The following is a 14,560-nucleotide window of genomic DNA, read 5'->3' on the forward strand; positions in this document are numbered from 1 at the left end:
AAAACCATTGAAGTCAGTAGTTAGTAACCAGTAACTTGAAGGCATGGCGCAGCGAGGACGGATGACAGGCCCGGACCGACGGCAGCAAATACTGCGGATAGCGGCAGACGAATTCGCTTCGTCCGGACTGCACGGCGGTTCGACCGACAGGATCGCCCGCGAAGCAGGGATCACGCAGGCCTACATCTTTCGAATATTCGGAACCAAGAAGGCACTGTTCTCAGAACTGGTCGTCGCGTCCTTCGATCGGTTGGCGGACGGAATGCGCGAAGCTGCGGGAACGGACACCGGGCAACAGGCGTTGGCCGCGATGGGGGAGCGCTATTACTCCATGCTCGAGGATCGAACCTCACTCCTGCTTCAGCTGCAGGGGATCGCCGCGTGTGGCGACTCCGAGGTGAGGGACGCCGTTCGAGAGGCATTCGGCCGGATGTGGAACACCGTCGTAGAGGTCACCGGTCTCGACGCAGTGACCGTCAAGGCATTTCTGGCGTTCGGCATGCTGCTCAACAGTGGCGCAGCCATGCAGATTCATGAAGTCGACCAACCCTGGGCGAACGGAGTGGGCACTCGCATCCACGCCGGATTGTTCGACCACATCACCAGCGATACGAACCGATGACCGCGGACGCCGACGGCCGCGGAGAGCGCCTGTTGGTACCCGCGCTGGTGTTCGTCGGAGTGGTCGTCGCTGCTGTCGGTAGCCTCGGTGCCCCGCTGATCACCAGTGTCGCAACCACATTCGATGTCTCGCTGTCGAGTGCGCAGTGGACGTTGACGCTGGCCTTGTTGACAGGCGCCGTGACCACGCCGCTGCTCGGTCGGCTGGGTTCCGGTCCGTATCGACGTGCGGCCATCCTCGTCACGCTCGCCGTCGTGTCGGTCGGCGGAGTTCTGACTGCACTGCCGCTGTCCTTCGCTTGGTTGCTCCTCGGCCGCGCGGCCCAGGGAGTGGGGCTGGCACTGACCTCGATGCTGATGGGTGTTGCACGAGATCATTTGTCCAGCAGTCGGTCTGGTTCCACCATCGCGCTGCTGTCGGTTGCATCGACCGCGGGTGTCGGTGTGGGCTACCCGATGTCCGGGTTTCTGACCGACCACGGTGGGATTCGCGCCGCCTACGGATTCGGTGCTGCACTGACGGTCATGGCGCTGGTGGTTGCTCTGAAGGTGATTCCACCCTCGCCGCAGAAGCGCTCGACTGGAATCGACGTTCCAGGTGCACTGCTGCTCGCGGTCGCCCTCTCCCTGGTGCTGATTCTTGTCAGTGAGACTGCGCTGTGGACGAGCCACCCATGGGCGGTGGGGACACTGGCCACAGTCGCGGTCGTCAGTGCGGGCATGTGGGTCCGCGTCGAACTCGAGAGCTCGGCACCGCTCGTCGATCTCCGGTTACTCCGCCATCGAGCTGTGGTCGGTGCGAATGGAGCGATGTTTCTGGGCGGCATCGGCATGTATCTCCTGCTCACCATCGTGACGCGGTTTGCGCAGACGCCTGCCGGCGCCGGATACGGCTTCGGGCTCGACGCCTTCGCCGCCGGACTGGTCCTGGTTCCGTTCTCGGTGTTCGGGTTTCTCGCGGGCAAGCTGTTTCCCCGCGCATTACGTCGGGTGGGGTCTGCCCACGCTCTGACGTTCAGCGCGCTCGTCGTTGTGGGAGCCCTCGCCCTGTTCGCTGGAACCCGCACCAGCGTCCTGGAACTGTGTGCGGCGATGGCTGTTCTGGGCTTCGGCGTCGGTAGCTTCTCGGCTGCGCTGCCGGCCGTCGTTCTCTCCGTCGTACCTTCGGAGGAGACCTCGAGTGCCATGAGTACCACCCAGGTGGTGCGCAGTGTCGGATTCGCGTTCGGTAGTGCGATCGGTGGGCTCGTGTTGGCCACCGGGACCAGTGCAGGGTCCATCTTTCCCTCGGAGGGGGCCTACACGTCGGCAGCCTGGGTGGGCGCAGCCGTCACCGCTGCCGCGGCCGTCGCGAGTGCCACTGTTCTTCGTGGCCGGGCAGTCGCCGGACATCCGACGTGAGCCGGGTAGAGTACGCAACCGCGAACGAGTTGGCCGGACGGCTGCGGCTCGGAGGACCGGCGGATCAGTTCCGTCGCGCTTCGGGCCGAGGAAAGTCCGGACTCCACAGAGCAGGGCGGTTGTTAACGGCAACCCGAGGTGACTCGCGGGACAGTGCCACAGAAAACAGACCGCCTGCGGATCGGTTCTTCGGAATCGAACTGCAGGTCAGGGTGAAACGGTGCGGTAAGAGCGCACCAGCACCCCAGGTGACTGGGGTGGCTAGGTAAACCCCGCCCGGAGCAAGGTCGAAGGCTGCACCGCGCAAGGGGTGCAGCTGCGCAGGTGCTCGAGGGCTGCTCGCCCGAGCCTGCGGGTGGACTGCTCGAGGTACCCGGCAACGGTGTGCCCAGATGGATGGTCGTCGAAGTCGAACCTGCGAAAGCAGGAACGGCAGACAGGATCCGGCTTACAGGCCGACTCGTTCGCACTCACTTTTCTCGCAGTTCTCCTGCCGCGTCGCTCCATGGGGCACACTGGAAGTCATGACCGACGACGACACCTCCTGGTACTACGACATCAGCACCAAGCAGGTTGTGCAGGGCAAGGAGACCAACGCCCTCGACCGCATGGGCCCGTATCCGGACAAGGCCACTGCAGAGCAAGCGCTGAAGATCGCAGCCGCGCGCAACAAGGCCGCCGACTCCGACGACGACTGGAACAACTGACGGTGCTGCTCACCCGGCTGAGGGCTCCGAACTTCGATTTCGAGGCCATCAGATCCGAGTTCGGTCTGTCCGACGTCTTCGACGCAGCGGTGTTGCGCGAAGCGCAGAACGCCCGAGATCTGCACGCCGACAGCAGGATCGACCGAACCGACATTCCCTTCGTCACCATCGACCCGCCCGGCTCGAAAGACCTCGATCAAGCCGTCCACATCGAGAAGACGTCCAACGGGTTGATGGTGCACTACGCGATCGCCGACGTGGGTGCGCTGGTGCTGCCAGGGGGAGCGCTCGACCTGGAAACCCGCCGACGCGGCCAGACGTTCTATCTCCCCGACGGATCTGTTCCGCTGCACCCACGCGAGTTGTCGGAGGGCTCGGGAAGTCTGTTGGAGGGACAGACGCGCTGCGCCGCGCTATGGACCATCGAGCTCGACGACGTCGGCGAAGCAGCTGCCTGGACGGTTACCCGCGCGCTGGTGCGATCTGTCGCCCGGCTGGACTACGCCGGAGTGCAAGCCGACGTCGACGCGGGAACTCCGCATCCCTCGATCGCCGCCTTGGCAGAATTCGGATCGCAACGGGCGAACGCGGCCAGACGCCGCGGAGCAATCGACATCACGCTGCCCGAGCAGGAAGTGGCGCCCGACGGGCCGGGCTGGCGGATCGTCCTGCAACCCCGTACGGCAGTGGACGGTTGGAACGCCGAGGTGTCGCTGCTGACGGGAATGTGCGCCGCCAGGATCATGCTCGACGCCGGCATCGGCATCGTTCGTACCCTTCCACCCGCCCCGGGCGAGGCCGTCGAAACCTTGAAGAGTACCGCTACTGCCCTCGGAATCGATTGGCCTGCTGGAGCATCTGCGGGCGCGGTACTGGCCGGCCTGCCTGCCGACGAGCCGTCGACACTGGCGATGATGAGTCAGGCGACCGGTTTGCTGCGCGGAGCGGACTACCTCGCGTTCGATCGCACGACCAGCACTGCCGCCGGTGACGCAACGGTGGAGCACTCGGGAATCGGTGCGCCGTACGCCCACGTGACAGCACCGCTGCGACGGCTGTCCGATCGCTTCGCCACCGAGGTATGCCTGGCCGTCGTAGCCGGATCGGCGGTGCCGGAATGGGCGACGCAGGCCCTACCCGAGCTACCGGCGATCATGCGTGGATCCGATTCTGCAGCGTCGAAGGTCGACCGTGCATGCGTAGACCTCACCGAGGCACACGTACTGAAGGATCGAGTGGGCGAGACATTCGATGCGGTCGTACTTCGCGGTGCCGAGGGCAAGCGAGATGCCGAGGTACTCGTGTCGGATCCCATTGTCATCGGCAAGTGCGACGGCGAACCTCCTGCGGGGGAGTCGGTGACGGTCCGGTTGACCCAGGCCGACACCGACTCGCGCAGGATCGCTTTCGGCTACGCGCCCGTCACGGCCTGAAGCGGTCGGTCGCCTCGACGAGGTGGTGCACGATGCCCGGCTCGGCCGCTGAGTGCCCTGCGTCGTCGACGATCACCAGATCTGCACTGGGCCATGCTTTGTGCAGGGCCCACGCACTCGTTGCGGGGCACACGACGTCGTAGCGGCCCTGCACGATGACGCCCGGAATGTCGCCGAGCAGGTGCGCGTCGCGCAGCAATTGATCTTCGTCGAGAAAGGCATGGTTGCGGAAGTAGTGGTTCTCGATGCCGGCGAATGCGCGCGCAAATCGTGGGTCCGAATTGTCCTGCACTGCATCCGGTTTCGGCAGCAAGTAGCTGGTGGCTGCCTCCCAGGAGGACCACGCCACCGCGGCCCTCGTCGCTACCTCTGTGTCCTCGGACATCAGCTGTCGGTGATACGCCTCGACGAGATTGCCGTCGCGCTCGCTCTCCGGAATGGGCGCGAGGAACTGCTCCCACAGATCGGGGAAGATGTTGCCGGCACCGCCGCCGTAGTACCAGTCGATCTCCGACGGCCGTACGAGAAAGATTCCTCGGAGGATCAGTCCGCGCACGCGATCGCGGTGCGACTGGGCGTACGCCAGTGACAGAGTCGAGCCCCACGAACCGCCGAACACCAACCAACCGTCGATGCCCAGATGCTCCCGGAGCTTTTCCATGTCCGAGATCAACCGATCGGTGGTGTTGACCGATAGATCGGCACCGTCGGCGATGTGCGGGGTCGACTGCCCGCAGCCCCGCTGATCGAACAATACGATCCGATAGGCCTTCGGATCGAAGTAGCGCCGCTGCAACGGATTGGTGGCACCGCCCGGACCGCCGTGCACGAATACCACCGGCGCACCGTCGGGATTGCCCGAGGTTTCCCAGTAGATCCGTTGGCCGTCGCCGACATCGAGGTGGCCGGTCTCGGTGGGGTCGATCTCGGGGTAGAGAGAACGCATCCTAGAAGCCCACCAGACCCGACGCCAGGTCCGGAATGTCGAGCGAGCGGATGGCCTCGTCTCGAACGTCCGAACACGTTTCCTTCGTGACGTCGTCGACGATCGCTCGGTTCTGCACCACCTGCAGGTTGATGACGCCACTCTGCGCCGCCCACGTCTGCACCAGAATGTTCAACCCGCCGCGGCCGAGCGTGGGCCCCTGCACGCGCCAATTGGACAGCTGCGCTTCCAGATCGGTGCACAACTGCTGCTTCTGGGCATCGGTGATCACCGCTTCCGCGGGAGTCGTGGTGACCGTGGTGGTCGGCGCGACCGTCGTCGTCGAGGACGACGAACCGGTGTTGGTGGTATCGGTGCTGCAGGCGCCCACGAGAGTGAGCAGCGCAGCCGCACCGGCCAGTGCGACTGCGCTTCTACCTGCGATGGACGTAGTACCCCGTCTGGTTGTCATGGCCTCGAGTGTGCCATCCGAACCGGAAAGATCAGTAGCTGTGTTCGGGTCCGGGGAACACGCCCGAGCGCACCTCGGACAGGTACGTGGTTGCCGCAGTGCGCAGTGAGTCGCCGACGTCGGCGAACTTCTTGACGAACTTCGCGGTCTTGCCGTTGGTGTATCCGGCCATGTCCTGCCACACCAGGACCTGTGCGTCGCATTCGTTGCCCGCGCCGATGCCGACCGTGGGAATCGTCAGCTTTCGGGTGACCTGACCGGCGATGTCTGCGGGAACCATCTCCATGACGACGGCGAACGCACCGGCCTCCTGAACCGCGATGGCATCGGCCACCAGCTGCTCGGACGCGTCGCCGCGGCCCTGCACCCGGAAGCCGCCGAGGGTGTTGACACTCTGCGGGGTGAAGCCCACGTGGGCCATCACCGGAATGCCTGCAGCGGTGATGGCGGCGATCTGCCCGGCGACGCGCTCGCCGCCTTCGAGCTTGACCGCGCCTGCGAGGCCTTCCTTCATGAACCGGACTGCCGTCTCGAGGGCCTGCTGCGGTGAGGCCTCGTAGGTGCCGAAGGGCAGGTCGGCGACAACGAGAGCGTGCGGCGCCCCGCGGACCACTCCGCGGACCAGCGGAAGCAGTTCGTCGACCGTGATCGGGACGGTGGTGTCGTAGCCGTAGACGACGTTCGCTGCGGAATCGCCGACGAGGAGCACCGGAACACCGGCTTCCTCGAAAATGCGCGCACTGGAGTAGTCGTACGCGGTGAGCATTCCCCAGCGCTCACCCTCTGCCTTCATCTGCAGCAGGTGATGGGTACGGGTCTTGCGGGTCAAACCGGTGGCGGGTACGTCCGGAGAAGAGCCGCCGTACACAGCAGTTTCGGACATCTTTGTCCCTTTCTGGTCCTCGAGGCCCGCTCGGCGGGTCCCCGGGATGGGGTGTAATGACATCGAGAAGTCTGCCACCGCGCACGACCTGCCGGAGCGCTCCGGGCAGTGCAATTCGTCACACTCGATCGGCTTCTGTGTAGTCCCGCCATCCGTTGGTGATCGGCATCCGGCGATCGCGCCCGAAGGCGCGCGAGGTGACCTTGCTGCCGATCGGATACTGACGCCGCTTGTACTCCGACGCATCGACCTTGCGGAGAATGTCCGCGACCACCACCGCGTCGAAACCGGCCGTGACGATGTCGTCGAACCCCTGATCGTTGTCGACGTACCTGAACAGGATCGCGTCGAGTTCGTCGTAGTCGGGCAACGAGTCGGTGTCGAGCTGCCCCGGTCTGAGCTCGGCGGACGGCGGCTTGTCGATGCTCGATTCGGGGATCGGAGGAATGTCTCCGCGGTCGGCAGCGGACTTGTTCCGCCACCGCGCCAACTCCCACACGAGCGACTTCGGTACGTCCTTGATCGGCGCGAAGCCGCCGACCGCATCGCCGTAGATGGTCGAATAGCCAACGGCCAGTTCGGATTTGTTACCGGTGGCCAGAACCAGATGGCCGAATGTGTTCGACAGTGCCATCAGCGTCATGCCGCGGCACCGCGCCTGAATGTTCTCCTCGGCCAGTCCGGTCAGGTGCAGCTGGTCGACGAAGGAGGCGACCATGTCGGCAATGGGCTCGACGCTGAAGTGGATACCGGTGCGCGACGCAAGGTCTTCTGCATCGGTGCGGGAGTGACCCGAGGAGTACGTCGACGGCATCGCGACGGCGTGCACTGCATCGCTACCGAGGGCGTCGACGGCGATGGCCGCAACCACCGCCGAGTCGATCCCACCCGACAGTCCCAGAGTCACCGAACGAAAGCCGTTCTTGTGCACATAGTCTCGCAAGCCGGTCACCAGAGCGCCCCACACCTGTTCCTCCGCGCAGGCAACGTCGGAGAGGAACGGCTCGGCTCGCTGCCAGCCGGTGATCGCGACGTCGGGAAGCGGTACCCGATCGATGCTCCAACCGGGTACAGCTTCGGCGTTCGGACGTGGATCGGTGGGCGCGTCCACGTCGACGATCAGCAGATGCTCGACGAATTGGGGGGAGCGTCCCCACGTGGAACCGTCGGGACCGATGACGAAGCTCGCCCCGTCGAACACCAGCTCGTCCTGTCCGCCGACCACGTTCACGTAGGCGATCGGGACGCCGATCTCGTTGGCCCGGCGCGCGGCGATGGAGTGCCGTACCTCGTTCTTACCCTGCTCGAAAGGGCTGGCGTTGAGGCAGAGCAACATGTCGACACCCGCTGCCCCGTAGGCCGCTACCGACCCGCCTGACTGCCAGATATCCTCGCAGACAACAACTCCGAGCCTGAGCTCGTTCACCTCGACGATGCTCAAGCGCGATCCGGGAGCGAAATAGCGGGCCTCGTCGAACACTCGGTAGGTGGGGAGGGAGTGCTTGTCGTAGCGAGTTGTCACCCGTCCGTCGACGATCACCGCGGCGCTGTTCCGCGAGCCCTCGGCATCGCGATCGAGGTAGCCCACCACCACGATGCGGTCGCCGCATCCGGCGGCATCGAGCGCAGTGGCCAATTCGGTGAGTGCTCGGGCGGATGCGGCGGCGAACGACGGCCGCAGAGCCAGATCCTCGACCGGGTATCCCGTCAGAGCCATCTCGGGAAACAGCACCACGTTGGCACCGTCGTGAGCGGCGCGGACCGTCCACTCGACGATTGCGGCGGAGTTCGCCGCGAGATCGCCGACGACGGAGTTCGTCTGGGCAAGGGCGAGTCGGAGGGCCTGCACCACGTAGACGCTAGTGCTCGGCGGCCGTCCCTGCCGGGCAGCGAGAATGGAGTGTGGTCGGAAAGACCTGGCACGATCGTGCCATGAGAACGCGCACCAGGAACACGGCCGTGGCGCTGTCCGCAGTTGCCGTGTTGCTCGCAGGCTGCTCCGGCTCCGAGCCCACCGCCGCGCCGGAGTCCTCCGCCGGGCCCGAGGCATCATCGCCGGCGTCGGTTGCCGGTCCGGTTCCCGCAGGTCTCGAGGCGTTCTACAACCAGACTCTCCAGTGGGAGTCCTGCGATCGGTACAACACCGACGGTAGCGAGCTGGGCGACTCCGTCGAGTGCGCGATGGTCACCGTGCCGCTCGACTACGCCGATCCCGCGGGCACGACCATCGAGGTCGCCATATCCCGGACCCGGGCGGCAGGCGAGAAGATCGGATCGATCCTGATGAACCCCGGCGGTCCCGGCTCGTCGGGTTTGTATCTGGCCACGCAGGCAGACGGCACCGCCGTTGCGGACCGCTTCGATCGCGTCGGGTTCGATCCTCGCGGAATCGGGGCCTCCGAACCCGAAGTGCGCTGTCTGACGTCCGAGGAGGTCGACGAGGAACGCCGCGAGCCGGACGTCGACGTCAGCCCCGAGGGCATCGCGGCCACCGAGGCCGAGCATCGGGACTATGCCGCCCAGTGCGTCGACCGCACCGGAGCCGATGTGCTCGAGCACGTCGGCACCAGGGAAGTGGTGCGCGACATGGACGTCATCCGGGCAGTTCTGGGGGACGAGAAGCTGACCTACGTCGGCTACTCCTACGGCACTCGCATCGGCACCGCGTACGCCGAGGAATTCCCGTCGAACGTTCGGGCGATGGTGCTCGACGGTGCGCTCGACCCCGATCAGTCACCCGTCGACGAGGCAGTCGCCCAGGGCGCGGCGTTCCAGACCGCGTTCGATCAGTTCGCCGCCGACTGCGCACAGACCGACACCTGCCCGCTCGGAACCGATCCGGCTCGAGCTGTCGCACAGTTTCGATCCTTGGTCGACCCACTGATCGACCAGCCCGCCGAGACGACCGATCCACGTGGCCTCAGTTACGACGATGCGATCACCGGGGCTCAGCAGGCTCTGTACTCGCAGCAGCTGTGGCGGCTGCTGCGGGCGGGATTGAACGAACTACGCGACGGTCGAGGCGATACCTTGCTCCGTCTCGCCGACACCTACTCCGGGCGGCTGGAGGACGGTAGCTACACCAACATCGACGACGCGTTCAATGCCGTCCGATGTGTGGACGGACCGCCGACCACGGACCGAGCAGCGGCCGACGAGGCCGACGCCAGGTTCCGCGCCGCCGCGCCGTATCTGGACGACGGTCGAGCCACGGGCAACGCGCCGCTCGACCTGTGCGCGTTCTGGCCGGTGCCGAATACGAGCGACCCGCACATCGTCGATGTCGAGGGCCTGCCGACGCTGGTGGTGGTGTCGACGACCAACGATCCGGCCACTCCGTATCAGGCCGGAGTGGAACTGGCTGCGCAGCTGCGAGGCAATCTCGTGACCTACGACGGCACCCAGCACACGGTGGCGTTCTCGGGCGTGGGCTGCATCGACGATCCGCTGGTGAATTACCTCGTCGATCTGGTCCCGCCGGGTGACGGATTGCGCTGCTGACCTGTTACCTCACCTGCCGCGATGTGGGCAGAGAGTTTCACGAAGTGAGACTGAATTCACGATGTAACACAGATTTAACTCCGTTTGCTTACTCTCGCGTTCATGGATCGTCAAAAGGAATTCGTGCTCCGGACTCTCGAAGAGCGCGACATTCGTTTCGTCCGCCTCTGGTTCACCGACGTCCTCGGGTATCTGAAATCGGTGGCCATCGCCCCAGCCGAGCTCGAAGGGGCGTTCGACGAGGGGATCGGCTTCGACGGTAGTGCCATCGAAGGGTTCGCTCGAGTCTCCGAGGCCGACACCGTCGCCAAGCCCGATCCCTCGACGTTCCAGATCCTGCCGTGGTCCACCAGCAAGGGCCACCAGCACTCGGCGCGGATGTTCTGCGACATCGCCATGCCCGACGGTTCGCCGTCCTGGGCCGACTCTCGCCACGTGCTGCGTCGCCAGTTGAGCAAAGCCGCAGACCTCGGATTCAGCTGCTACGTGCACCCCGAGATCGAGTTCTTTCTGCTCAAGGATGCCCCGCAGGACGGCTCACCGCCGACCCCTGCCGACAACGGCGGTTACTTCGACCAGGCCGTGCACGATTCGGCCCCGAACTTCCGCAGGCACGCCATCGATGCGCTCGAGTCGATGGGCATCTCGGTCGAATTCAGCCACCACGAGGCCGCGCCAGGACAGCAGGAGATCGATCTGCGGTACGCCGACGCGCTGTCGATGGCCGACAACATCATGACCTTCCGCTACGTGGTCAAGGAAGTCGCCATCGAGGAGGGTGTGCGTGCGACGTTCATGCCCAAGCCGTTCAGCGACCAGGCCGGCTCGGCGATGCACACACACATGAGCCTGTTCGAGGGCGACGCCAACGCCTTCCACAACCCGGACGACCCGATGCAGCTCTCGGAAACCGGCAAGTCTTTCATCGCAGGCATCCTCGAGCACGCCAACGAGATCAGTGCCGTGACCAACCAGTGGGTCAACTCCTACAAGCGTCTGGTGCGCGGCGGCGAGGCACCGACCGCCGCATCGTGGGGACCGGCCAACCGCTCGGCCTTGATCCGCGTGCCGATGTACACCCCGAACAAGGCTTCGTCTCGGCGCGTCGAGATTCGCAGCCCCGACTCGGCCTGCAACCCGTACCTCGCCTTCGCGGTGCTGCTCGCGGCCGGTCTTCGCGGAATCGAGAAGGGGTACACCCTGCCGCCCGAGGCCGAAGAAGACGTGTGGGCACTGACCTCGGCCGAGCGTCGCGCTATGGGGTACAAGGAACTGCCGGGCAATCTCGACCAAGCGCTGAACGCGATGGAAGGGTCCGAGCTCGTCGCCGAAGCACTGGGCGAGCACGTGTTCGACTTCTTCCTGCGCAACAAGCGTCGTGAGTGGGAGGAATACCGCAGCCACGTCACGCCGTACGAGCTGAGGGCGTACCTGGGTCTTTAACAACCCAGCGTTGTCATGGGCTACGTTCTACTCGATCGTGAATGTAGTTCCGATGCCGGCGCGGGCACCCTCGCGTCGCATTACCGACGACGGGGTAAAACTGTGGCACGCCGAGGTGGACTGTAGATGGTGCGTCCTCCGACTTCCAGATCCGTCGTTCCTGGACCGGGCCGTCTCGGTTTGGTCGAAGAAACTGCGCCGTCCGATCTGCGCACTCTCGGTTGGACCGATGAGGACAGCCTCGAGCTGCTCTGGTCGCTGTCCCGCGCGCCCAATGCCGACCTTGCGCTCCGCACCCTGGTGCGCTTGTACGAGTCGCTCGGTGCCGGTTGGTCGGAGTTCGACACGGCGCTGCGCACGGACAAGGGATTTCGCGGGCGCATCCTCGGGCTCGTCGGCGCATCGAGTGCGCTCGCCGATCACCTCGTTGCAGACGACAGCACCTGGCGTTTGCTGCTGACCAAGGAAGGTCAGGGCACTGGGGTCTCGGCGAAGATCGAACTCCCCAGCAAGGCGACACTGGTTGCGGAGCTCCTCGAGGTGGTCGGGGCCGAGCCCGAGACCGGACCCCATGCCGCACCCGATCTGTACCGGGCGTCGATCACCGGACCGCCCGCCGTGATCGCTCTGCGCAAGAAGTACCGCGACCAGATCATGGTGTTGGCCGCGTACGACCTCGCCGCGACTGTCGAGAACGAGCCTGTCCTGCCGTACACGGTGGTCGGATCGCAGCTCTCCGACATGGCCGACGCGGCCCTCACCGCGGCACTGGCCGTCGCCGTCGCAACCGTGTGCCCCGATGCCCCGTGTCCGACGCGCTTGGCCGTCGTCGCGATGGGCAAATGTGGTGCGCGCGAACTCAATTACGTCTCCGACGTCGATGTCGTGTTCGTCGCCGAGCCGGCAGACTCGCAGGCGAGCCGCATCGCGGGTGAGATGATGCGCATCGGATCCTCGGCCTTCTTCGAGGTGGATGCCGCGCTGCGACCCGAGGGCAAGCGCGGCGAACTTGTCCGCACCTTGGATTCGCATGTGGCGTATTACAAGCGGTGGGCCAAGACCTGGGAGTTCCAGGCTCTGCTCAAGGCCAGGCCGATGACCGGTGACATCGCACTGGGCAACGATTACGTCGACGCGGTCAACCCGATGGTGTGGCTGGCGAGTCAGCGCGAGGACTTCGTTCCGGAAGTGCGCGCAATGCGTCGTCGCGTCGAAGAGATGGTGCCGCCGGAGCTCCGCGAACGCGAGATCAAACTCGGACGCGGCAGTCTGCGAGACGTCGAATTCGCCGTCCAGCTACTGCAATTGGTGCACGGTCGAACCGACGAGTCGCTGCGCGTGCTCGGTACGACCGACGCCCTGACCGCGCTCACCGAGGGCGGGTACGTCGGCCGCGACGATGCCGCGAATCTGACGGCGTCCTACGAGTTCCTCCGACTGATCGAGCACCGCCTGCAGATGCAGCGAATGCGGCGCACACACACCCTGCCTCCGCAGGACGACGAGGAAGCGCTGCGGTGGTTGGCCCGTTCGGCGCACATGCGGCCCGACGGCAATCGCGACGCTCTCGGTGTGCTGAACGCCGAGATCAAGAGGAATGCCCAGCGCATCAGGCGGCTGCACGCCAAGCTCTTCTACCGGCCGCTGCTGGACTCGGTGGTCAAGTTCGACTCCGAGACAGTGCGTCTGACACCCGACGCGGCGACGCGTCAGCTCGCGGCCCTCGGCTACGCGACCCCGCAGAACGCACTGGGGCACTTGCGGGCGCTCGTCGGCTCGGGCACTCGGCGCGGCCAGATTCAGGCCGTGCTGCTGCCGACGCTGCTGGAGTGGCTTGCCGACACCCCCGATCCGGACGCCGGTCTCCTCAACTACCGCCGACTGTCGGAATCGGCAGGGGAGCAGACGTGGTTCCTGCGCGTGTTGCGCGACGAGGGCGCAGTTGCTCAGCGGCTGATGATCGTGCTCGGATCCTCGGCCTACGTACCGGATCTGTTGATCAAGGCCCCCGAGGTCATTCGTTTGTTCGCCGACGGCCCCACCGGTCCGCGCCTACTCGATGTCGAGCCCGAAGAGACCTATCGCGCCATCCTGTCTTCCTCGGCCCGCTACGAGGATCCGGTACGGGCGATCAACGCGGCTCGGGCGCTACGACGCCACGAACTGGCCCGAGTGGCCTCGGCAGACATCCTCGGCATGCTCGACGTGCCTGCGGTGTGCCGGGCGCTGTCTTCGGTCTGGGCCGCCGTCATCAATGCCGCTCTGGCAGCTGCCATCCGGGCCAGCGAGATCGAGCGCGGCGAACCGGCACCGGCAACTCTGGCCGTCATCGGCATGGGAAGACTCGGCGGCGGCGAACTCGGGTACGGCAGCGACGCCGACGTGCTGTTCGTGTGCGAGCCGGTCGATGGAGTCGACGAGACCGTTGCGGTCAAGTGGGCCAACACCATTGCCGACCGCATCCGCAAACTGCTCGGCGCGCCCAGCACCGACCCGCCCCTCGAGGTCGACACCGGACTGCGACCGGAAGGCCGCAGCGGACCGGTGGTGCGCACCCTGTCGTCCTACGCCGCGTACTACTCGCAGTGGGCCCAGGCCTGGGAAGTCCAGGCTCTGCTGCGGGCGCACCAGGTGGCCGGCGACCAGGATCTCGGCATTCGGTTCCTGCTGATGGCAGACAAGGTGCGGTACCCCGAGGGTGGGGTGTCCGCCGACGCGGTCCGCGAGATCAGACGCATCAAGGCGCGCATCGACTCCGAACGTCTGCCCAAGGGGGCCGACCCCTCCACCCACACCAAGCTCGGGCGCGGGGGATTGGCCGACATCGAGTGGACAGTCCAGCTGATTCAGCTCCGGTATGCGCACAAGGTTCTTTCGCTGCACAACACCTCGACCCTGCAGTCGCTGGACGCGATCGGCGCGGCCGAGCTCATGAGCGAAACCGACGTGGAGTTGCTGCGCGAGGCGTGGATCCTCGCGACGAAGGCCCGCAACGCACTGGTTCTGGTGCGCGGCAAGCCGACCGACCAGCTACCGGCACCGGGCGCAGTACTCTCCGCCGTGGCGCAGGTCGCGGGCTGGGAAGACGGCGACGCCGGTGCGTTCCTCGACAACTACCTGCGTGTCACGCGTCGGGCAAAGGCAGTGGTGGAGCGGACCTTCGGCGGCAGCTGA

The 14,560-nt window shown here is 65.7% G+C and carries 11 protein-coding genes and 1 other RNA gene; 8 read left to right on the forward strand and 4 right to left on the reverse strand.

Features of this window, described 5'->3' with window-relative positions; translation table 11 throughout:
• The first annotated feature begins 61 nt into the window (after positions 1 to 61).
• From CH286_RS19530 to CH286_RS19550, 5 genes are all read left to right on the forward strand, one after another.
• Positions 62 to 622, forward strand: a complete 561-nt coding sequence (locus tag CH286_RS19530; RefSeq protein ID WP_037151251.1) for a TetR/AcrR family transcriptional regulator — start codon at positions 62 to 64, stop codon at positions 620 to 622.
• Positions 619 to 2,022: an MFS transporter gene (locus CH286_RS19535; RefSeq protein ID WP_094610149.1), complete on the forward strand. Its 1,404-nt coding sequence runs from the start codon at positions 619 to 621 to the stop codon at positions 2,020 to 2,022. The genes CH286_RS19530 and CH286_RS19535 overlap by 4 nt, the downstream gene beginning before the upstream one ends.
• 25 nt (positions 2,023 to 2,047) lie before the next feature.
• An RNA gene (gene rnpB / locus CH286_RS19540) (RNase P RNA component class A) lies at positions 2,048 to 2,489 on the forward strand.
• A 57-nt stretch (positions 2,490 to 2,546) separates the two neighbouring features.
• A complete protein-coding gene (locus tag CH286_RS19545; RefSeq protein WP_032379104.1) occupies positions 2,547 to 2,729 on the forward strand; it encodes a hypothetical protein in 183 nt (60 codons plus the stop codon).
• 2 nt (positions 2,730 to 2,731) lie between these two features.
• Positions 2,732 to 4,162 (forward strand): RNB domain-containing ribonuclease, encoded by a 1,431-nt coding sequence (locus tag CH286_RS19550; RefSeq protein WP_094610150.1) that lies wholly within the window; start codon positions 2,732 to 2,734, stop codon positions 4,160 to 4,162.
• Here CH286_RS19550 and pip read toward each other — a convergent pair.
• The 4 genes from pip to CH286_RS19570 all read right to left on the reverse strand — a co-directional run bounded on the left by pip (position 4,152) and on the right by CH286_RS19570 (position 8,291).
• Positions 4,152 to 5,108: a prolyl aminopeptidase gene (gene pip, locus CH286_RS19555; RefSeq protein WP_094610151.1), complete on the reverse strand. Its 957-nt coding sequence runs from the start codon at positions 5,106 to 5,108 to the stop codon at positions 4,152 to 4,154. The two genes, CH286_RS19550 and pip, sit on opposite strands and share 11 nt — an antisense overlap.
• A 1-nt stretch (position 5,109) precedes the next feature.
• The gene (locus CH286_RS19560) at positions 5,110 to 5,559 is read right to left on the reverse strand and encodes a hypothetical protein (RefSeq protein ID WP_032379101.1); all 450 of its coding nucleotides are present in this window, start codon (positions 5,557 to 5,559) and stop codon (positions 5,110 to 5,112) included.
• A gap of 31 nt (positions 5,560 to 5,590) precedes the next feature.
• Positions 5,591 to 6,442, reverse strand: a complete 852-nt coding sequence (gene panB / locus CH286_RS19565; protein ID WP_094610152.1) for a 3-methyl-2-oxobutanoate hydroxymethyltransferase — start codon at positions 6,440 to 6,442, stop codon at positions 5,591 to 5,593.
• A 118-nt stretch (positions 6,443 to 6,560) separates the two neighbouring features.
• A complete protein-coding gene (locus CH286_RS19570; RefSeq protein ID WP_094610233.1) occupies positions 6,561 to 8,291 on the reverse strand; it encodes an NAD+ synthase in 1,731 nt (576 codons plus the stop codon).
• Positions 8,292 to 8,374: 83 nt separating this feature from the next.
• Between CH286_RS19570 and CH286_RS19575 the strand changes: the two genes are divergently transcribed.
• From CH286_RS19575 to CH286_RS19585, 3 genes are all read left to right on the forward strand, one after another.
• Positions 8,375 to 9,943 (forward strand): alpha/beta hydrolase, encoded by a 1,569-nt coding sequence (locus tag CH286_RS19575; protein ID WP_094610234.1) that lies wholly within the window; start codon positions 8,375 to 8,377, stop codon positions 9,941 to 9,943.
• A gap of 102 nt (positions 9,944 to 10,045) precedes the next feature.
• Positions 10,046 to 11,386 carry a type I glutamate--ammonia ligase gene (gene glnA, locus CH286_RS19580; protein ID WP_027497412.1) on the forward strand — a complete coding sequence of 447 codons (1,341 nt, stop codon included), beginning with the start codon at positions 10,046 to 10,048 and terminating at the stop codon, positions 11,384 to 11,386.
• A gap of 126 nt (positions 11,387 to 11,512) precedes the next feature.
• Entirely contained in the window at positions 11,513 to 14,560 is a 3,048-nt protein-coding gene (locus tag CH286_RS19585; protein ID WP_037150910.1) for a bifunctional [glutamine synthetase] adenylyltransferase/[glutamine synthetase]-adenylyl-L-tyrosine phosphorylase, read from the forward strand.

Source organism: Rhodococcus sp. WWJCD1 (assembly GCF_002258735.1).
In the GTDB taxonomy this organism is placed as follows: domain Bacteria; phylum Actinomycetota; class Actinomycetes; order Mycobacteriales; family Mycobacteriaceae; genus Rhodococcoides.

Excerpts from the sequence above, each read along its gene's own strand:
- CH286_RS19545 (WP_032379104.1), top strand. The coding sequence starts at position 2,547 with ATGACCGACGACGACACCTCCTGGTACTACGACATCAGCACCAAGCAG.
- pip (WP_094610151.1), bottom strand. The coding sequence starts at position 5,108 with ATGCGTTCTCTCTACCCCGAGATCGACCCCACCGAGACCGGCCACCTC.
- CH286_RS19530 (WP_037151251.1), top strand. The coding sequence starts at position 62 with ATGACAGGCCCGGACCGACGGCAGCAAATACTGCGGATAGCGGCAGAC.
- glnA (WP_027497412.1), top strand. The coding sequence starts at position 10,046 with ATGGATCGTCAAAAGGAATTCGTGCTCCGGACTCTCGAAGAGCGCGAC.
- CH286_RS19575 (WP_094610234.1), top strand. The coding sequence starts at position 8,375 with ATGAGAACGCGCACCAGGAACACGGCCGTGGCGCTGTCCGCAGTTGCC.
- CH286_RS19535 (WP_094610149.1), top strand. The coding sequence starts at position 619 with ATGACCGCGGACGCCGACGGCCGCGGAGAGCGCCTGTTGGTACCCGCG.
- CH286_RS19560 (WP_032379101.1), bottom strand. The coding sequence starts at position 5,559 with ATGACAACCAGACGGGGTACTACGTCCATCGCAGGTAGAAGCGCAGTC.
- CH286_RS19585 (WP_037150910.1), top strand. The coding sequence starts at position 11,513 with ATGGTGCGTCCTCCGACTTCCAGATCCGTCGTTCCTGGACCGGGCCGT.
- panB (WP_094610152.1), bottom strand. The coding sequence starts at position 6,442 with ATGTCCGAAACTGCTGTGTACGGCGGCTCTTCTCCGGACGTACCCGCC.